General features: G+C 63.8%; 17 protein-coding genes and 1 pseudogene. 7 read left to right on the top strand and 11 right to left on the bottom strand.

The window, feature by feature from the left end; genetic code table 11:
• Window positions 1-563: 563 nt before the first annotated feature.
• Window positions 564-892: pseudogene (locus tag IAG25_RS35960) on the bottom strand (LysR family transcriptional regulator); the annotation flags it as partial.
• Window positions 893-1,188: 296 nt separating this feature from the next.
• Between IAG25_RS35960 and IAG25_RS35955 the strand changes: the two are divergent.
• Entirely contained in the window at window positions 1,189-2,178 is a 990-nt protein-coding gene (locus IAG25_RS35955) for an MBL fold metallo-hydrolase (protein ID WP_187609102.1), read from the top strand.
• 133 nt (window positions 2,179-2,311) lie between these two features.
• On the opposite strand, the gene IAG25_RS35950 is transcribed toward IAG25_RS35955, so the two are convergent.
• The 9 genes from IAG25_RS35950 to accB form a co-directional block, all read right to left on the bottom strand.
• Window positions 2,312-3,622: an MFS transporter gene (locus tag IAG25_RS35950; protein WP_187609128.1), complete on the bottom strand. Its 1,311-nt coding sequence runs from the start codon at window positions 3,620-3,622 to the stop codon at window positions 2,312-2,314.
• A gap of 81 nt (window positions 3,623-3,703) precedes the next feature.
• Window positions 3,704-4,429 carry a sulfite exporter TauE/SafE family protein gene (locus IAG25_RS35945; protein ID WP_187609101.1) on the bottom strand — a complete coding sequence of 242 codons (726 nt, stop codon included), beginning with the start codon at window positions 4,427-4,429 and terminating at the stop codon, window positions 3,704-3,706.
• Between the two features lie 4 nt (window positions 4,430-4,433).
• Window positions 4,434-5,198, bottom strand: coding sequence for an SDR family NAD(P)-dependent oxidoreductase (locus IAG25_RS35940; RefSeq protein WP_187609100.1), 765 nt, complete (start codon window positions 5,196-5,198; stop codon window positions 4,434-4,436).
• Window positions 5,199-5,270: 72 nt separating this feature from the next.
• Entirely contained in the window at window positions 5,271-6,050 is a 780-nt protein-coding gene (locus IAG25_RS35935) for an ABC transporter ATP-binding protein (RefSeq protein ID WP_187609099.1), read from the bottom strand.
• A gap of 21 nt (window positions 6,051-6,071) precedes the next feature.
• On the bottom strand, window positions 6,072-6,926 hold the full coding sequence (locus IAG25_RS35930) for an ABC transporter permease (protein WP_187609098.1): 855 nt from the start codon (window positions 6,924-6,926) through the stop codon (window positions 6,072-6,074).
• Between the two features lie 69 nt (window positions 6,927-6,995).
• Window positions 6,996-8,294, bottom strand: coding sequence for an ABC transporter substrate-binding protein (locus tag IAG25_RS35925; protein ID WP_187609097.1), 1,299 nt, complete (start codon window positions 8,292-8,294; stop codon window positions 6,996-6,998).
• Window positions 8,295-8,359: 65 nt separating this feature from the next.
• A complete protein-coding gene (locus IAG25_RS35920) occupies window positions 8,360-9,865 on the bottom strand; it encodes a pyruvate carboxylase subunit B (RefSeq protein WP_222946799.1) in 1,506 nt (501 codons plus the stop codon).
• Window positions 9,862-11,247: an acetyl-CoA carboxylase biotin carboxylase subunit gene (locus IAG25_RS35915; protein ID WP_187609096.1), complete on the bottom strand. Its 1,386-nt coding sequence runs from the start codon at window positions 11,245-11,247 to the stop codon at window positions 9,862-9,864. The genes IAG25_RS35920 and IAG25_RS35915 overlap by 4 nt, the downstream gene beginning before the upstream one ends.
• Entirely contained in the window at window positions 11,244-11,780 is a 537-nt protein-coding gene (gene accB / locus IAG25_RS35910; protein WP_187609095.1) for an acetyl-CoA carboxylase biotin carboxyl carrier protein, read from the bottom strand. Before accB ends, IAG25_RS35915 begins: the two co-directional genes overlap by 4 nt.
• A 183-nt stretch (window positions 11,781-11,963) precedes the next feature.
• Here accB and IAG25_RS35905 point away from each other — a divergent pair, with 183 nt between their 5' ends.
• Together IAG25_RS35905 and IAG25_RS35900 are read left to right on the top strand one after the other, a co-directional pair.
• Window positions 11,964-12,797: a 3-keto-5-aminohexanoate cleavage protein gene (locus IAG25_RS35905; RefSeq protein ID WP_187609094.1), complete on the top strand. Its 834-nt coding sequence runs from the start codon at window positions 11,964-11,966 to the stop codon at window positions 12,795-12,797.
• 48 nt (window positions 12,798-12,845) lie between these two features.
• Entirely contained in the window at window positions 12,846-13,667 is an 822-nt protein-coding gene (locus IAG25_RS35900; RefSeq protein WP_187609093.1) for an IclR family transcriptional regulator, read from the top strand.
• A 55-nt stretch (window positions 13,668-13,722) separates the two neighbouring features.
• Here IAG25_RS35900 and IAG25_RS35895 read toward each other — a convergent pair whose 3' ends face one another.
• Window positions 13,723-14,472: an IclR family transcriptional regulator gene (locus tag IAG25_RS35895; protein WP_187609092.1), complete on the bottom strand. Its 750-nt coding sequence runs from the start codon at window positions 14,470-14,472 to the stop codon at window positions 13,723-13,725.
• A gap of 228 nt (window positions 14,473-14,700) precedes the next feature.
• Between IAG25_RS35895 and IAG25_RS35890 the strand changes: the two genes are divergently transcribed.
• From IAG25_RS35890 to IAG25_RS35875, 4 genes are read left to right on the top strand one after another with little or no spacing between them, the layout of a single operon-like run.
• Window positions 14,701-15,849 (top strand): CaiB/BaiF CoA transferase family protein, encoded by a 1,149-nt coding sequence (locus IAG25_RS35890; protein WP_187609091.1) that lies wholly within the window; start codon window positions 14,701-14,703, stop codon window positions 15,847-15,849.
• Complete coding sequence (locus IAG25_RS35885) at window positions 15,846-16,574, top strand: enoyl-CoA hydratase/isomerase family protein (protein WP_187609090.1); 729 nt, start codon at window positions 15,846-15,848, stop codon at window positions 16,572-16,574. The genes IAG25_RS35890 and IAG25_RS35885 overlap by 4 nt, the downstream gene beginning before the upstream one ends.
• A gap of 12 nt (window positions 16,575-16,586) precedes the next feature.
• The gene (locus IAG25_RS35880; protein WP_187609089.1) at window positions 16,587-17,420 is read left to right on the top strand and encodes a CoA transferase subunit A; all 834 of its coding nucleotides are present in this window, start codon (window positions 16,587-16,589) and stop codon (window positions 17,418-17,420) included.
• A complete protein-coding gene (locus IAG25_RS35875) occupies window positions 17,413-18,147 on the top strand; it encodes a CoA-transferase subunit beta (RefSeq protein ID WP_187609088.1) in 735 nt (244 codons plus the stop codon). Before IAG25_RS35880 ends, IAG25_RS35875 begins: the two co-directional genes overlap by 8 nt.
• Window positions 18,148-18,157 lie beyond the last annotated feature (10 nt).

Here is an 18,157-nt window from a genome sequence, read left to right as displayed (position 1 = left end):
CTTCAGCGGTAGTACGGGCCTCTCCGTCATCCCAAGGTGCCCGGCCTGTCCCTCACGGGCGTCCGGTTGGTCATCCCTGACCACGCCAAGGGACTTCCCGTGTTGCGTACGCTTTCCTTGTGTACATGCTGTCGCCACTACCCCGGCGCAGCGACTGGCGGCACTGCTTCGCTCAACCATCCAGTCGTATCAGCCTTCCCCGATAGGGTGTTCGGGTCGGCCTGCGCATCGACATTTTCGAGGTTTGCTCGGCGTTCACTCGCGTTACGGCCTGCACACTCGCGCCGTCACCAATTCGTGACACGCATCCCGAAGGCTTCAGCCACTTCGTTGCCTCCATAGCTGCTCCGGTTGCTTCCGGCTGGAGCGGTTGCCGGGCGGGGCTTGCACCCGCTGGAAAGCGCCACCTTTTCACGGCGCACACCCTTTTCCGACGTTCGATTCTTAGCGATTCAAAGGGCAGCTAACGAAGCGGTTCGGTCATCCAAGCTAGCTGCGCTTGAACACTACATCCGCTTAGTGGACGGGAACCGCTCGCAATAGCATGGATGACTGACGACGATCACGGCAGCGCCGAAGCGCAGCCGGCCTGTCAACCCCGCCGACGATTCGCGCACGGAATGCTCCGCGCGATCGGCCTCCTCGATTGTTAACCGTGCGTGTTCGTAGAAGCGCTGTCCGGCCTCGGTCAGCGTCAAGGCTCGCGTCGAGCGCAGCAGCAGTCGTGCGTTGAGATGCTCTTCGAGTTGCGCGATCGATTCGACACGGCCGGTGGGCCGACTTCGAGCCGTTGCGCCGCAGTGGAGAACGTATCCGCCTCGACTACCGCGACGAACGCGCGCGAGCGTCGGCACCCTGCGAATTTACCTGTCCGAGAGACATCAACCGGCAATACTGACATGAGGAACGGTGCCTGAGCCGTCCACGACCAACAGGTGACGCCCACGTGACGTGTTGCCAACGCATCGGCCATCTTCCGCGACAAATGGTGCGAAGCACATAGACACTTCATTACGCCGCGCCTAACATCCGCTAAAAGCTGCCTTGCATTGCTCCGATTCCTCGTCAGTGATCCTTCCCTGGAGACACACTATGCGGACGGCTGGCCTTCTACGAACACTCGCTGCAACCGCTCTTACCTTCGGTGTCCTATTGACCGTCGCTGCATGTCACAGCGATGACTCCGGCATGTCGCCCGCGAACGCCGCCGACGCGCCGCTTGCTTCCGATCCGGCATGTCAGAGCCTCACGCCCGCTTCGCAAGGCGGCCCCTTGCCGCAAGGCGATACCGCCGTTCTGCGCTGGCTCGGCACTGCCAACTACGAACTCGCCTATCACGGTGTCGTGATTGTTATGGACACCTATTACGACCGCCCGGCGCGTACTCCATCGGTGGGCTTCACGGTATCGCAAGTGACACGGGCCAACGTCATATTGATCGGGCACGCGCACTCGGACCACATCAGCGATGTGGCCGCAGTGGCCGCTCAAACGAAAGCACAGGTCATCGGCTCGGCCATCACGACGCAAGAGGCGCAGGTGCTAGGCGTGCCCGCATCGCAGACCGTGACGGTCAAAGGCGACAACACGGAAAAGTTCACCTATGGCGATATAACGATCAGTCCGACGCATATCATTCACAGCACGATCGAGGCCGGACTCACGACGCAGCTTGCGGCGCTCTACGCACTGGATGCACCGCCCCTCACGGCTGCCGAACAACAACAGCACGACGCGGTCGCGGCCCGCGGCTCGAACGATCCGAACATCATCACACAGGGCACGATGGGCTTTACGTTCACGTTCCCCAACGGTTTTCGCATCGTATGGTTCGACAGCGTGAGCAACCCAAGTCCGGAAGAGAATCAGCTCGCGCAGATCGTCGCGCCCGGTGTGGACGTCGGCATCTTTCCGTGGACCCCGCACCCGATCGCCGAAACACAGTTGGGCTACACGTTCCAGCATCTGCAACTCTTCAAGCCGAAACTCTACTTGCCCGACCATCACGATGCGATCTGGGGCGCGTGGCTCGACAACGGGCTGTCGCCGCTCTTCATGAAGATCCGTGACCAGCTACCAGGCACGAAGTACGCAGAGCCGCTCTACCGCTCTCCGATATGCGTTCGCACCACGGGCACCAACCGCGACGAGTTCTACATGGGCGGGACATCGAGCTGAACAGGTGCATCTTTAATCGGCCCTTTCAGCGAAGTCGATTGGATGAATTTCTGGTCGCGCGCGGTGCGGAGACGGCATGAAGCCGAAGGCATCGGCCTCGCCGGCAAGACCACGCCATCCGCGATCGCCTGACTCATTTGGCCGCCCATTTCGCCACGATCTCCGGCTCGTCGGAGGAATGCTTGATGCTGGCCACGCAGAGTGCCGAGACGAGCGCCGCGAACACGACGTAGGCGCAAACAAGCCAGGGCTGACCGCCGTTGAACTTGAGGAGAACTGTCGCGATGATCGGCGTCAGTCCGCTCGCAAAAATCCCCGAGAACTGATACACGAACGAGATGCCCGTGTAACGCACGTGCGGATCGAACAGCTCCGAAAAGAGCGCGGCCTCGGGGCCGTAGATCATCGCGTAGAAGATGCCGAACGGGATGACGATCGCGAGCCACACTGCGAGCACGTTCACGGGGCTCGACATCAGCCAGAACGCGGGGAATACCGATGCGCCGCAAATCAGCGAGCCCCAGAAGAAGGTGCGCGCGCGGCCGAAGCGGTCCGAAAGGCTTCCGAACAACGGAATGAAGAAGCACATGACGAGCGCGGCGGCCATCACGCCGACAAGCGCATCGGTGCGCGTGAGCTTCAGTTCCTGCGTCAGATAGGCGATCGCGAACACCGCGAACAGATTGAAGAACACGCCTTCGATATAGCGGATGCCGAGCCCCAGCATGACCTGCCGGCGAAACTTCGACATCAGCGTGGCGATCGGTAGCTTGACCTCATCGCCGCGATCCTTCACTGCCTGGAACTCGGGCGTCTCCATGATCTTCAGCCGGATCCACAGGCCGATTGCGATCAGAATGACCGATGCGCCGAAGGCAATGCGCCAGCCCCACGCGAGAAACTGCGCCTCGGTGAGCGTCTGCGACAACAGCGCGACGAGGCCGGACGCGCCGCACAATCCGATGGACACGCCCATCTGCGGCAGGCTCGCATAAAAGCCGCGCTTGTCGGGCGGCGCATACTCGAAGGCCATCAGCACCGAGCCGCCCCACTCTCCACCCAGCCCGATGCCCTGCAGCACGCGCAGAAGCAGCAGCAGAACCGGCGCCCAGATGCCGATCTGCGCATACGTGGGCACGAGCCCGATCGCCGCGGTCGCCACGCCCATGATCACGAGCGTGATGACGAGCATGCTCTTGCGCCCGATCTTGTCGCCGAAGTGGCCGAAGATCACGCCGCCGAGCGGGCGCGCGACGAAGCCCACGAGGAAGGTCACGTACGCGAGCATGGTGGAGACCAGCGGGTCGCCCGTCGGAAAATAGAGCTTGTTCAGCACGATCCCCGCGATTACGCCGTAGAGAAAGAAGTCGTACCACTCGACCGTCGTGCCGATGACGCTCGCAAGCGCCACGCGCCACACAGAGTTGCCCTGATCGCCTTGCATCATGCCTCCTTTATGCCCCGCGTTCCCTCTGCCGGGGAATCGAATGGCGCTGGATATGCGCATTGGGCCGCGCACACGGCCTCAGACAGCGAGCGTCACCACTGAAACGACCACCAGAAAACCGAGCGTCGCTCGCCTGAAACGGCGCTCGTCGATCAAACCGAAAAGACGCATGCCCGCGAGGATGCCGAACAGATAGCCGGGCGCGAGAATCCACAGCGGCATCGGGCCGTCGATCATGAAGGCGCCGCGCATCCACAGCACGATGAGGGCGGCGACCGACATCGCCATCACGGTGATCATCAGGTTCGCGCGCGTATCGACGCTCGGCGCGGAACTCGACAGCAGATACAGGATGACGGGCGGCCCGCCGATGCCGGTGCCGCCGAGCAGCGCACCGCTCAGGAGTCCGAGCGCGATCGACGTCGGCACGCGCGGCTGCGCCTTGTGACGCACGCCCGCGAGCAACGCCAGCGAGAACACGAGGACGAGCACGCCGATGGCGCGTCGGATCAGCGACTGATCCGCGTTGACGAGCGCCCATGCGCCAAACGGCAACGCGACGAAAGCGGCGATACAAATGGGCATGACGACGCGCCACTGCGCGCGGCCGATGAAATGCCGCAGCACCGGCAGCACCGCGAACGCTTCGAGGAGAAGCACGGGCGCGACGATGAACTTCGGGCTCGTCATCAGCGAAAGCAGCGGCATCATGACGAGCGACCCGCCGAAGCCGCTCGCCCCGCGCACGAAGCCGCCGGCGACGGCGGCGGCGAAGGCGATGACGACGAAGCCCGGCGTCGGCATGACGTCAGCTCTTGAGGAAGCCGCCGTCCACCGCGAGCGTTTCGCCCGTGATGAACGCGGCCGCATCGGATGCGAGGAAGAGCGCCGCGCGCGCTACATCGTCGACAGTGGCGAGCCGGCCGAGCGGAAAACGCGTCAGCACCCGGGTCTTCACGTCGGGCTTGAGGATGTCGCGGACCATGTCTGTTTCGACGAGCGCGGGCGCGACCGCATTGACGCGCACGTTGAACGGCCCGAGCTCGCGCGCGAGCCCCTGCGTGATGGCGACCACCGCCGCCTTGCTTGCGCCGTACCAGACATTGCCGACGGAACCGCCGCCGCGCATCGCCGACACCGACGCGATATTGACCACCGCGCCGCGCTCCTGCCGCTTCATGTGCTGTGCGACGGCCTGCACGCAATGAAATACGCCGCCGACGTTCACCGCCATGAGCCGGTCGAAGGCGGCGGCGCTGGTCGTCTCGAACGGGCCTTGAGCGAGAAGGCCCGCGCTGTTCACGAGCACATCGATGCCGCCGTGCTCATCGACGATACGCGCGACCGCGCCCGCGACGGCGTCGCTATCGCTCACATCGAGCCCGATGCCCGACGCGCCTTGTCCCAGCGCGGCGGCGCTCTGCATCGCGGCATCGGCATCGAGATCGGCGATGCACACCGTCGCGCCCTGCGCCGCGCAGAGCTGCGCAATGCGCAGACCGATGCCGCGAGCCGCGCCCGTCACGAGCACCGTGCGTCCGTCGAGCCGTGTATCGATGGTCTCCATCGTCATGTTCCCCGCGTCAGTGAGTTCGAACAACGTCGAGTGTGACGCATCGTTCCCGCGTCCGATGTGGGCAGGCCGTCATGAAACGCTCGCTTCATCGTGAATCAGATCGCGCAGATGACGCTTGAGCCGTATGTAGCCGTCGTCGGATTCGTCGCGCGGGCGCGCCAGCTTCACTTCGATATCCGCCTTGATGCGCCCGGGCCTGCGCGTCAGCACGATGATCCGGTCCGAAAGCAGAATGGCTTCGTCGATGCTGTGCGTCACGAGGATCATCGTCTTGCGCGCCTCTGCCTCGCTTTCGGCGAGCAGACGTCCCAGTTCCTGCTGCATCGCGGCGCGGTTCTGCGCGTCGAGCGCGGCGAACGGCTCGTCCATCAGCAGGACTTCGGGATCGACGGCGAGCGCGCGTGCAATCGATACGCGCTGCCGCATGCCGCCCGAAAGCTGATGCGGATAGTGCCCGGCAAAGCCGTCGAGGCCGACGAGCCGCAACTGCCTTGCGACGATCTGCTCGCGCTCCACGCCCGGCACCTTTTTCATGCGCAGCCCGAACGCGACGTTGTCGCGCACCGTCATCCACGGAAAGAGCGCGTAGTCCTGGAACACGACAGTGCGCCGCCAGGTTGGTCGCGCGACGCGCTCGCCATCGACGAGCAGTTCGCCGGCCGTCGGCGTCTCGAAGCCCGCGAGCAGGTTGAGCATCGTCGTCTTGCCGCAGCCGCTGTGGCCTAGGATCGAGCAGAACTCGCGATCGCTCACCTCGAAGCTCGCGTTGTCGAGCGCGAGCACGTCGCCGCCGCGCCGGTGTCCGGACGCGTACACCTTGCTCACGCCCTTCACGCAGACTGATCCCATCGCATGTACTCCTTGTGGACCCTAGTGACCGGCCGCGCGCGACCACGGCAACAGACGCCGCACCAGCAGTCGCAACGCGCCGTCCATCGCGAGGCCGACGAGCCCGATCGTCGCCATGCCGACGATGATCGAATCGGTGCGCAGGACGCTGCGCGCGTCGTTGATCATGAAGCCGAGGCCGGAGATCGCGCCGACCAGTTCCGCCGCGACGAGCGCCATCCAGCCGACGCCAAGCCCGATGCGCACGCCCGTCAGGATCTGCGGCAGCGCGGCCCGAAACACCACGCTCGTTAGGATCGACGCCTCGCTCGCGCCGAGACAGCGCGCGGCGCGAATCAGATTCGGCTCGATGCCCTTCACGCCGGTGATCGTGTTGAGCAGGATCGGAAAGAAGATGCCGAGAAAGATGATGAATTCGTTCTGCGCGTTGCCGATGCCAAACCAGAGAATCGACAGCGGAATCCATGCGAGCGGCGGCACGGGCCGCAGGATTTCGACGATCGGATCGACCTGTTCCTCGACGAGCGGCCACCAGCTCATCGCGATGCCGAGCGGAATGGCCGCGCACGCCCAGACGAAGGCGACCAGCTCGCGGCGCACGCTGTCGATGAGGTTGTGGATCAGATCGCCCGACTCGATGAGTTGCCACGCCGCCGCGAGCACCGCGCTCGGCGCGGGCAGAAGATTGCGCGTGGTGTCGTCGAGAAGCTGGGTGCTCGAATACTGCCACGCGGCGATCAGCACGAACAGCAGCGTGAGCCCGCGCAGCTTGCGCAACGCGCGGCCGAGCCACGTTCGTTTCGTGAGCCCCGCGCGCGCGGCGCTCCGGGCACTCGCAGGTTCGATCGTCGTCACGTCCACGGTGTCTCCTTTCATGGCTGCGTCATGGGCTATGAATCGATGATGTCCTCGACGGTTACGGTCCGATGCGTGCTCGATCCACGCTCACGGCGTCCAGGTCTTCTTGTCGAAGGTCCAGGGCCGAACGAGATCGCCCTTTTCCGGGAACGGCTGCGGCGCCTTCATGCTCTGCACGTCGAGATACGACGGATAGGGAATCTTCGCCGGATCGCCCGTCCAGCCGGCCGGCACGAACGGCGGCGCTTTGGGCACGGTCCAGCCGAGCTTGTCGAAGGTCTTCTGCATGAAGCGCGTATCGACCGCCGCGACGAAATCGTCTGCGCTCAGCGGCCGCACGATGCGTCCGTGTTCATGCAGCCAGCGGAACACGACCGAGTTCACCTGCCCCCAGAACTGCGCGTTCGGATACACGTAGCTCGGCTTGTAGGCGTTGTTGTAGCGCTTCACCTGATCGAGCAGGATCGGCTTCGAATAGCTCTTGAGTTGCGGCACCTGCGCCATCAGGTCGGCGGTCTGCTCGGGATGCAGGCGAATCCAGAGCGTCGCTTCGACGAACGCATCGCAGAGCGCCTGCACCACGTCGGGCACGTTCTGAACTAGTTCGTCGCGCACGTAGAACTGGCCTTCGTACATGTTGTAGGGAAAGATCGAATCCGCGACGCGGCCGTTCTTGCGCTGCTCGGTGATCATCGCGACCGTCGGGTCCCACGACACCACACCCGCGAGTCCTTCGGGCATCGCCATCTGGTCGCCGGGCGTCATGTTCTTGAGGATCACGTCACGGCCGATCTTCACGTCGTTGACCATCGCGGCCATCTGCACGTAGAACTCCGCCGACGAGCCCGTCACGATGCCGAGCGCGGCGGGCGGGTTGCTTCCCTTCAGATCCTTGAACGATCTGATCTTCGAATCCGGCGGCACGACGAGCGCATGCAGCAGGTTCGGGCTTTCGATCGCGATCGCCTTCACGGGAATCTTCTTGTCGAGCAGCGACGAAAACGGAAAGTTGCCGCCGCTGCCCACCTGAAAGCGCCCGGACACGAGCACTTCGTTGATCTCCGGCCCCGAAGCGAACGCCTGCACCTTCGTTTCGAGGCCGCGATCCTTGAGGAAGCCCTGCTTGTCCATGACGATGTTGACCGCGTTCTGCCCCGACCACGGCGCCTGATACGCGATCGACAGCGGCCACCAGCCCTTGTCCTTCAGCCATTGCACGGACTTCTGCGACACCTGCTCGCGGGGCATCGGCCAGCCCCAGTCGCTGAACGTCGGAGCGGCATCGGCGGCCTGCGCCGTCTGAGCGGCGCAGAGTCCCGCCACACATGCCGCCGCGATCAGAACCCGGCGCCATGTCGCGATGCTTGCGGTCACGATTCGTTCCATGCGTGTCTCCTTGCTGTACGAAGTCCGCGTCTGTCGTGCGGATCGAGTCGGCCGGCGCCGTCGCGCTATCCCCGCGCCGCCGACAGCGTCATGTCCATGCCGCCGAAACGCACGCGTGCATGCGTCAGATCGCGCTGCGCGCCGAGATAGCAAATCATCTCGGCGAGCGGAGAGGTCTTGTCTTCATAGGCCGGCTCGCTCTTCTTCAGCGGGGCGAGCAGTTCGGGCGAATAGAACGCGGCGAGCAGGATATCTTCGTCGCTCGCCGATGCGCCGAGCTGCGCGCGCAGACGCTGCACCGCGGGCGCGAGATGCGCAGCGGGCGCTTCCTCGACGCGCTCGTCGTCGCGGATGCGCGCGCGCTCGAGAAACACGTCGGCGGGCTGCGCGGCAAGCCGTCCGTAGTAGCCCATCGCGTATTTGCGCACTTCGTCGGGAATGGTCTTGTAGCGCTCGCCCTGCACGACATTGAGCACCGCCTGCGTGATGATGTACTGCGCGAACGGGCTGACGAGAATCGGATAGCCGAGATCGCGCCGCACCTGCGCCGCCTCTTCGAGAATCTCGGGAAGACGGTGCGACATGTTCATCGTCGCGAGTTGCGATTTCAGGTTCGAGATCATGCCGCCCGGCACCTGATGCTCGTACAGCGCCGGATCGTATTCGGCGACGCGGCCGCGCGGCTTGTCATCGCGTTCGCAGACCCAGTCGAAGTAGTCTGATACTTCCGCGAGTGCCGCGAGATCGACGTTTGTTGCGAATCCCTGACGCCTCGCGCGCGCGTCGATCTCCTGGGCGGCCGGCAGCGATGCGCCGTTCGCGAGCGGCGTCACCGCCGTGTGTCCGAGGCTGAAGCCCGCCGCCATCGCCACTTCGTAGACTTCCGGCGCGAGGCCCGACTGTGCATGCGAATGCAGTTGCAGCGGAATCTCCCCGACCGCCGCGACGAGCGCCGGAAACAGCGTGCGCCCGCGCTCGGGCGTGAGGAGTCCCGTCGGATCCTTCACGGAGATGAAGTCCGCGCGCAACGCGACCAGTTCCTTTGCTCGCTCCACGTAATACGCGTCGGTGTGGACGGGGCTCAGCGTGTAGGTCAGCATGGCGTTGACCTTCATGCCGGCTTCGTGCGCCGAGCGCACCGACGAAACGATATTCCTGTTGTCGTTGAGCGCGTCGTAGACGGTCAGCACGGACAAGCCGAGACCGGCGAGCACGCTCGAATTGAGCGCCACGATGTCGTCGGGAAAGAGTTCGAACGTGTAGAGGCTCTGGCCGCGCGTGAGGCCGTCGCAGGGCGTTGTGAGCCTGTCGCACAGAAGGCCGACGCGCCGCCACGGATTCTCCTGCAGGTAGCGCACGCAAACGTCGAAGACCGCGCCGCCGAGAATGTTGACGTAGGCATAGCCCACGCGATCGATCGCGCCGAGAATCGGCGTCATCGTCGAGGTCGTCATGCGCGTGGACCACAGGCATTGATGCGCGTCGCGCAGCGTCACATCGACGAGACCGAACGTGCGAGTCCCGCGATCGTGCGGCGCGCTCGTGCGTTGCATGATGGACAGATCGGTCATCTCGTCTCCAGAAGCCGCTCTTCGACGAAGCGCGTATGAATCTCGCCGCGCGCGAAGTGCGGATCGTCGAGCAGCGAGAGGTGAAAAGGGATCGTCGTCGTGACGCCTTCGACGCGCATTTCGCCGAGCGCGCGCCGCATCCGCGCGATCGCTTCCTCGCGCGACGCGCCCCACACCACGAGCTTCGCGACGAGCGAGTCGTAATACGGCGGAATGCGATACCCGGAAAACAGATGCGAATCGACGCGCACGCCCGGACCGCCCGGCGCATGGAACTCGCGCACGGTCCCGGGACACGGCGCGAAGTTCCGCGCGGCATCTTCGGCGTTGATGCGGCATTCGATCGCGTGACCATGAATGCGCACGTCCGCCTGAGCGATGCGCAGCGGCTCGCCCTGCGCGATGCGGATCTGTTCCTTCACGATATCGATGCCGGTGACGCATTCCGTCACCGGATGCTCGACCTGCACGCGCGTGTTCATCTCCATGAAGTAGAAGCGGCCTGAAGCATCGTCGAGAATGCATTCGATCGTGCCCGCGCTCCGATATCCGACGTGCCGGCACAGGCGCACCGCCGCGTCCCCGATCTGCGCGCGCATGTCTTCCGTCAGCGCGGGCGACGGACTCTCCTCCAGCAGCTTCTGATTGCGCCGCTGCGCGGAGCAGTCGCGCTCGCCGAGATGAAGCACGGTTTCGCCGTCCGACAGAATCTGGATTTCGATGTGACGCACACGCGTCAGGAATTTTTCGACGTAGATCGAGCCGTCGCCGAATGCGGCCTTCGCTTCGCGCGAGGCGTCGCCGAATTGCGTATCGAGATCGGCGGGATCGTGCACGACGCGCATGCCGCGCCCGCCGCCGCCTGCCGCCGCCTTGAGCAGAACCGGATAGCCGATCTCCATCGCGATCTCGCGCGCCTGCGTCGGACTCTCTACCGTGCCGCGCGAACCGGGCGTAGTCGGCACGCCGGCTTCCTCGGCCATGCGGCGTGCCATCGCCTTATCGCCCATCAGCGAGATCACGCGCGCCGACGGCCCGATGAACACCACGCCTTCTTTTTCGCATAACTCGGCGAACCCGGCGTTCTCGGAGAGAAAGCCATAGCCCGGATGAATCGCGTCCACGCCATGCACGAGCGCTGCCGACACGATGAAACGCGCGTTCAGATAGCTCTCGCTCGAGCGCGGCGGCCCGATGCAGACCGCGCGGTCCGCAAGGCGCACGGCGAGCGAATCGCGATCGGCATCCGAATAGACCTGCACGGTTTCAATGCCGAGATCGCGACATGCGCGGATGATGCGCACCGCGATCTCGCCGCGGTTCGCGATCAGAACGCGCCTGAAGCGCTTTGCGCGCGCGCTCGGTTCGGCGAGCACGTTCATGCGCTGGCCCCCGCGCTTTTCGGCGCGATCACGATGAGCGGCTGGCCGTACTCCACCGGATCGCCGTCCTCGACCAATACATGCGTGACCACGCCACCCGCGCCCGCCGCGATGGAGTTCATCAGCTTCATGACTTCGATGATGCAGACGGTGGCCTCCGCCTCGACGGCGTCGCCGACTTCGACGAAGGCTTTGGCGCCCGGCTCCGGCGAACGATAGAAAGTGCCGACCATCGGCGATTTGACGACGGTGGAATCCGCCGGCCATTCGGTAGTGGCGGCAGACGCGGATGACGCCGCCGGCTCAGGCGGCCGTGAGACGGACGCGGGAGCAGGAGCAGGCGCAGGCGTCCGCGAAGCAGCGCCGTTTCCCGCGGGAACGGCAGGCGCACTGCCATCGACCGCGTCACCGCGCCGCAGATCGAGTTCGACATCGCCCATGCGCAGATGGAACTCGTTGAAATTCGCCGACGCCTTGATCAGCTCGACGAGTTGCACGAGATCCTTAAACGTCAGGGTTCCTTGTCTTTCCATGTGCGCGGCACCTCGCCGTTCGGTCGACGTTCGCACCCGCTGCGTGCGAATTCCGTTGAGTGAAATGTGGCGTTCCGTTGAGAGAGATGATTGCACACACTAAGGCAGGGTGCAATAATGAAATGCCGCATCTCATTCAGTGAAATCCACTAGCCCGTCGTTTCCGCTCAAGAGGAGTTCCGCATGCCCTCTCCCGTCATCATCACCGTTGCGATCACCGGCGCGGTGCCGAAGAAACGCGACAATCCCGCCGTTCCCGTCACGCCGGATCAGCAGATCGAATCGACGCACGAGGCGTTCGAGGCGGGCGCATCGCTCGTACATATCCATGTGCGCGACGCCGACGAAAACCCGAGTTCCAATCCCGAGCTTTTCGGCCGCGTGCAGGAAGGCGTGCGCAAGCATTGCCCCGGCATGATCGTGCAGTTCTCGACGGGCGGACGTGGCCGCGAGCAGTCGGCCCGCGGTGCGATGCTGCCGCTCAGGCCGGACATGGCGTCGCTCGCCACCGGTTCGGTCAACTTTCCGAAGAACATTTATGAGAACCCGCCGGAGTTCGTGGAAGGACTCGCGAAAACGATGCTCGAACACGGCATCAAGCCTGAAATCGAGGTGTTCGATCTCGCGATGTTGTATAACGCCGCGAACCTGGTGAAGGCGGGCCTGCTCGCACCGAACGCGCACGTGCAGTTCGTGCTCGGCGTGCCGAATGCGCTGCCCGCGCGACGCAACGTGTTCGATTTTCTGCGTGCCGAGCTTCGCGAAGTGCTGCCCCAGGCGACGTGGGTCGCGGCCGGAATCGGGCGGCATCAATGGGAGGTCAACCAGTGGTGTCTGGAGGCGGGCGGTCACTGCCGCACCGGCCTCGAGGACAACACGCGCATCGATGCGACGCGGCTCGCGTCGAGCAACGCGGAACTCGTCGGCAAGATCGTCGACGCTTGCGAGCGCTTCGATCGCGTACCCGCAACGCCCGAGGAAGCGCGCGCGATCCTGAAGCTGCCGCAGGCGGCGTGAAGGGGTGCTCACGTACAATGGCCGCTTCGAGGATTCTTGCGACGCGCAATGCTGAACGTTGACCCACAGAAGCCGGAATCGACCGCGTTGAGGGCGTTTGCCGTACTCGAATACGTGGCGCATGCGAACACGCCCGTTTCCCTCGACGATGTGACCCACGCCTGCAAGCTCCCCAAGCCGACGGTGTTCCGCATCCTGTCAATGCTCTTCGAGGCCGATCTCGTCTATCGCGAACCGCTCGGCAAGCGGTACACGGTGGGCGCGCGCTCGGCCGCGCTCGCGCTCGACGTGCTGCGCCATTCCACCTTGCGCTCGCAACCTCACACAGTCTTGCAGGAACTCGTGGACGCAGTGGGCGAAACCTGCAACCTGACGATCCTCGACGGCAATCAGGTGCTCTATCTCGATCGCGTCGAAACGCCGATGCCCTTGCGTCTGCATCTGGAGCCGGGTACGCGCGTGCCGCTGCACTGCACGGCGAGCGGCAAGCTCTTTCTGATGAACATGACGCAGAAGCAAATCGAGGCGCTGATCGGCAAGCCGCCGTACAAGCGCTTCACGTCGCGCACGATCACGGAGTGGGAGCCGTTGAAGGAAGAACTGGCGCGCGCACGCGAGACGGGCGTCGGCCTGCACGACAGCGAACTGTTCGATGACTCGGTGGCAATCGCCGTGCCGCTTTCCGATACCTCGGGGCGCGTGTACGCCGCGCTCGCATTGCATGGACCGACCTCGCGGCTCGATATCGCGGCCTGCCTGAAGCTGTTGCCCGACTTGCGTGGAGCGGCCAGCGCCATCGCGGATGCAATGGCGCCGCTCAACAAACAAGCCAGCCACGTGACGCAGAACGATTCAGCCGAGTTGTTGTAGGAAAAGGTCCGCTCCCGCTCAATACAGCGAACATTCGGCGCCGGCGTCGCTCACTTCACTTGCGATATCCCATGGCCCGCGAGATGTTCAGCGCCGCATCCTGAACCGCCGGCGCGAACTCCTTCATGCGCTTGACGCTCAGGCGCTCCAACGGCCCCGAGATTCCGATGGCCGCAGCCGGAAGGCCGAACGCATCGAAGATCGGCGCGGCGACACCGCCCACACTGTCCCGCCATTCGCCACGATTGATCGCATAGCCATTGGCCGCCGCGCGCGCGAGCTCGACCTTGAGCGCCTGCAAATCCGTGATGGTGGCCTTCGTATGTGCGGTGAGATCGACCAGATGCCGCGCGAGGAATTCCTGCGTCTGATGCGCGAGAAGAATCTTGCCCGTCGCAACGCAATACGCAGGCGCATGGCCGCCGAGCACGGAATACGCACGCACGGGCTGCGCGCTCTCGATCTTGTCGACATACACGACCGAGGCGCCATCGAGAATCGACAGGTGCACCGTCTCTTGCGTGAGATCGACCAGCGCACGCATATGCACGGCCGCGAACTGCCGCACGTCGATCTGCGCCATCTGCTTCGCACCCAGCTCGAAGAGTTTGAACGTGCTGCGATAGTTGCCCGTGGTTTCATCGCGCGTTGCATAGCCTGCGTGCGCGAGCGTTTGCAACGTGCGGTGCGTGTTGCTCTTCGTGAGCCCGACCTGCTCGGCCAGCACCGGGATCGTGACGGGCTTGCCATTCTGATCGGCGAGCGCTTCCAGCAGCATCATGCCCTTCAGCAACGTCTTGTCCATTGTCCTAAGATTTAGGATTAAAAGTTCATTCTACACCGCGCGTAGCGGCAAGAGCCGCGTATCGATCCGGCAATCTACCCAGTGCGTGTTCACGGTCCTCTCCTACGTCATCCTATTTTATAGGATGCGTATATCATTTTTTGGTTTACACGCCCGGAAGATCGCGCCACAATCGAATCGACGCGCACGAGCGCCGCCGCATGCCAACGGGATCGCCAGGGAAAACACATGGACCAGCCACTTCAAGGAATCAGGGTCATCGAGTTCTGCAACGTCGCGGCGGGGCCGTATTGCGGAATGCTGCTCGCGGACATGGGCGCGGACGTCATCAAGGTCGAGCATCCGAACGGCGGCGATACGTTGCGTGCGTGGCCGCCCATCTCCGATGGCTATAGCGAGAATTTCGCGTCGCTCAACCGCAACAAGCGCTCGGTCACGCTCGATCTGAAAAACCCCGAAGACATTCTTCAGGCGAAGTCGTTGATTCAGACAGCCGATGTCGTCATCGAGAACAATCGTCCCGGCGTGATGCATCGCCTCGGGCTCGGTTACGAAGACATTCGCGCGATGAAACCATCCATCGTCTATTGCTCGATCTCCGCGTATGGTCAGACCGGGCCGCGTTCGCAGGAAGGCGGTTTCGATCTGACCGTGCAAGCGATGAGCGGCATCATGAGCATCACGGGCGAACCCGATGGTGCGCCGGTCAAGTGCGGCGTACCGCTCGCGGATTTCTCCGCTGGCCTGTATGCCGCGTTCTCGGTGACATCGGCGCTGCGCGGCGTTGCGGCAACGGGCGAAGGAACGCATATCGACGTGCCGATGCTCGGCGCGACGCTCGCCATCGCCGCATTGCAGACGTCCGAATACTTCGGCACGGGGCGAGATCCGCAGAAGCTCGGCTCGGCGCATCCGCGTAACGCGCCTTATCAGGCGTTCAAGGCGCGCGACACGTATTTCGGCATGGCGGCAGGCAATAACGCGCTGTGGGAGTCGGTGTGCAAGGTCGTGCAACGCGACGATCTCAAGGCGGACTCGCGTTATGCGACGACCACGCTGCGCGCGCAGCATCAGGTCGAATTGCGCGACACGCTGGAGGCGATCTTCGCCGCTGACGACGCCGAACACTGGATCGAGCGCTTTCGTGCGGCGGGCGTGCCGTGCGCGCCGATCAACACGTATTCGCAAGTGTTGAAGGACACGCAAGTCGAGCATATGGAATGGGTGCAGCCGCTCGAATTGCCCAATGGCGTGCAGACGAAGACGTTCGCATCGCCCGTCAAATTCTCCGGCAAAACGCCTGACATTCGCCTGCGTCCGCCGGGTCTCGGTGAACACAACGCCGAGTTGCTGAAGCGCTCGGAGGTCGAGGCATGAGCGGCATCATCGTCGAGAAAATGCCGACGCATTGGTCGATCACGCTCAATCGGCCGGACAAGCTGAATGCGTTATCCGCGAGTATCGTGGAAGAACTGATTCAGGCTTTCGACGCTGCCGATGCCGCAAAAATATCGCTCGTCACGCTGCAAGGCGAAGGCCGATGCTTTAGCGCGGGATTCGACATGAGCGACGTGCATGCGCAAAGCGAAGGCGATCTGGTGCTCCGTTTTATCCGCATCGAAACGTTGCTGAACAAGATTGCGAGCGCGTCGTGCTTCACCGTGGCGCTCGCGCATGGCAGAAATTTCGGCGCGGGTGTCGATCTGATTGCGGCGTGCAATCTGCGCGTGGCCGCGCCCGGTTCGACGTTTCGCATGCCGGGGCTGAAGTTCGGACTCGTGCTGGGTTCGGCGCGATTCGCGCGAATCGTCGGCACGCGTGAGGCGCAGCGCATTCTCGAAACAGCCGCCACGTTCGATGTCGAACGTGCTTGTGCGAACGGGTTCATCGAACGCGTGGCGGGTCCGGAGCAGTACTCGGAAGTCGTCGCCGAAGCGGTGGAACGCGCGCGCGCCTTGCCCGCCGAGAGCCGCGCCATGTTGCGACGCGCGCTGGACACCGAAGAGGCCGATACCGACCTCGCCGCGCTCGTTCGATCGGCGTCTGCGCCGGGCATTCACAAGCGCATCGAAGCGTATCTGGCGTCGTCGAAGAAGGCTTAGGAGACAACTCGCATGAGTTCGGGATTCGCAAGCAAGGACAAGCAGGTCTCGCTCGCCGAACTGGCCGCGCTCGTACCCAATGGCGCGTCATTGGGCCTGGGCGGCAGCTTTCTACATCGCGGGCCGTTCGCGTTCGTGCGCGAACTGATCCGGCAAGAGAAGCGCGACATCGAAATCATCAAGCAGTCGCCGGGCTATGACATCGACATACTTTGCCGCGCGGGCGTGGCCTCGCGCGCGCGTTGCGGCATCGTCGCGATGGAAGGCAATTTCGGGCTTGCGCCGTGGTATCGGCGCGCGGTCGAGAAGGGTCATCTGAAGCTCGAAGAACACGCATGCGCGAGCCTCACCGCGGGACTGCGCGCGGCTGCCTTCGGCGTGCCGTTCATGCCGTGCGGCGGCTTGCACGGCAGCGATCTCGTGCGGATCAACGACTGGAAATGTCTCGACGATCCCTATGGCAGCGGCCAGAAAGCCTACGTGATTCCCGCAATTTCGCCGGACTTTGCCGTGATTCATGCATCGAGCGTGGATCGCGATGGCAACGTGCGCGTGGCCGGCACGTATCACTGGGACCGCATCATGAGCCGCGCCGCCAAAAGCGTGCTCGTCGTTGCCGAAGAACTCAGCGATACGCGCTTCGCCGATCAGCCCGAACTCACGATCGTCCCTTATTTCATGGTGCAAAACTACGCGATCGTGAAGAACGGCGCATGGCCGGGCTCGTGCTGGCCATCGTATGCGATCGACTATCCGGCGGTAGATGCGTATCTTCACGAAGGCCCCGAAGCGCTCGCACGCCATATCGATGCCGCGCCCGAAGCGGAGGTTCATCGACATGGCTGAACAATGGAGCGGCTTCTCCTACATCGTCACGAATCTCGCGCGCTTCATCCGGCCGAACGAGATCACGTTCAGCGGCGTGAACTCCACGCCGCCGATGCTCGCATGTCTGCTCGCAAAGCGCGCCTATGACTGGGACTTCGTGTATATCAACGTGGCCGGCGGCGTCGATCCGTCGCCCTCTTCCATTCCGATTTCGAGCTCCGACCCATTGCTTGCGGAAGGCTCGGCATCGATCTTCGCCAACGAGGATTTCTACGATCTTTGCACGCGCGGCCGCATGGATCTCACGTTCCTAGGCGCGGCGCAACTCGACGGCGCAGGCTGCGCGAACAACTCGTGCATCGGCGAATGGGCGCATCCGAAAGTGCGACTGCCGGGCGGCGGCGGCGGCGCGGTCATGCTGCCGACGGCCAGACGCGCCTGCACGTGGCGCACCGAGCATTCGAAACGCACGCTCGTCGCGAAGCTCGACTTCGTGACATCGTGGGGCGGCATGCATGGCGTGGTCACGCCCATCGCCGTATTCGTGAAGCGCGACGGCAAGCTTGCGTTGCAATCGTGGCATCCGGAATCGAGTCTCGATGAAGTCCGCGAACGCACCGGTTTCACGTTCGATGCAAGCGACGCCGAGCCCACCGCGCCGCCGACGTCGCGCGAACGTGAAGCGCTCGAATCACTCGACCCGCACGGGCAATTCGAGCGCGATGCAGCCGTTCGACTCAGGTAACGAGAACGAC

This window comes from Caballeronia sp. EK, assembly GCF_014384845.1.
Lineage (GTDB): Bacteria > Pseudomonadota > Gammaproteobacteria > Burkholderiales > Burkholderiaceae > Caballeronia > Caballeronia jiangsuensis.
This window is presented reverse-complemented; position numbering and strand designations above follow the sequence as displayed.

What these genes read in the sequence shown, in the direction of transcription:
- IAG25_RS35890 (WP_187609091.1), top strand. Translation starts at nt 14,701, where the DNA reads ATGGACCAGCCACTTCAAGGAATCAGGGTCATCGAGTTCTGCAACGTC.
- IAG25_RS35880 (WP_187609089.1), top strand. Translation starts at nt 16,587, where the DNA reads ATGAGTTCGGGATTCGCAAGCAAGGACAAGCAGGTCTCGCTCGCCGAA.
- IAG25_RS35945 (WP_187609101.1), bottom strand. Translation starts at nt 4,429, where the DNA reads ATGCCGACGCCGGGCTTCGTCGTCATCGCCTTCGCCGCCGCCGTCGCC.
- IAG25_RS35920 (WP_222946799.1), bottom strand. Translation starts at nt 9,865, where the DNA reads ATGACCGATCTGTCCATCATGCAACGCACGAGCGCGCCGCACGATCGC.
- IAG25_RS35875 (WP_187609088.1), top strand. Translation starts at nt 17,413, where the DNA reads ATGGCTGAACAATGGAGCGGCTTCTCCTACATCGTCACGAATCTCGCG.
- IAG25_RS35935 (WP_187609099.1), bottom strand. Translation starts at nt 6,050, where the DNA reads ATGGGATCAGTCTGCGTGAAGGGCGTGAGCAAGGTGTACGCGTCCGGA.
- IAG25_RS35925 (WP_187609097.1), bottom strand. Translation starts at nt 8,294, where the DNA reads ATGGAACGAATCGTGACCGCAAGCATCGCGACATGGCGCCGGGTTCTG.
- IAG25_RS35895 (WP_187609092.1), bottom strand. Translation starts at nt 14,472, where the DNA reads ATGGACAAGACGTTGCTGAAGGGCATGATGCTGCTGGAAGCGCTCGCC.
- IAG25_RS35950 (WP_187609128.1), bottom strand. Translation starts at nt 3,622, where the DNA reads ATGCAAGGCGATCAGGGCAACTCTGTGTGGCGCGTGGCGCTTGCGAGC.
- accB (WP_187609095.1), bottom strand. Translation starts at nt 11,780, where the DNA reads ATGGAAAGACAAGGAACCCTGACGTTTAAGGATCTCGTGCAACTCGTC.
- IAG25_RS35915 (WP_187609096.1), bottom strand. Translation starts at nt 11,247, where the DNA reads ATGAACGTGCTCGCCGAACCGAGCGCGCGCGCAAAGCGCTTCAGGCGC.
- IAG25_RS35885 (WP_187609090.1), top strand. Translation starts at nt 15,846, where the DNA reads ATGAGCGGCATCATCGTCGAGAAAATGCCGACGCATTGGTCGATCACG.
- IAG25_RS35900 (WP_187609093.1), top strand. Translation starts at nt 12,846, where the DNA reads ATGCTGAACGTTGACCCACAGAAGCCGGAATCGACCGCGTTGAGGGCG.
- IAG25_RS35955 (WP_187609102.1), top strand. Translation starts at nt 1,189, where the DNA reads ATGTCGCCCGCGAACGCCGCCGACGCGCCGCTTGCTTCCGATCCGGCA.
- IAG25_RS35930 (WP_187609098.1), bottom strand. Translation starts at nt 6,926, where the DNA reads ATGAAAGGAGACACCGTGGACGTGACGACGATCGAACCTGCGAGTGCC.
- IAG25_RS35905 (WP_187609094.1), top strand. Translation starts at nt 11,964, where the DNA reads ATGCCCTCTCCCGTCATCATCACCGTTGCGATCACCGGCGCGGTGCCG.
- IAG25_RS35940 (WP_187609100.1), bottom strand. Translation starts at nt 5,198, where the DNA reads ATGACGATGGAGACCATCGATACACGGCTCGACGGACGCACGGTGCTC.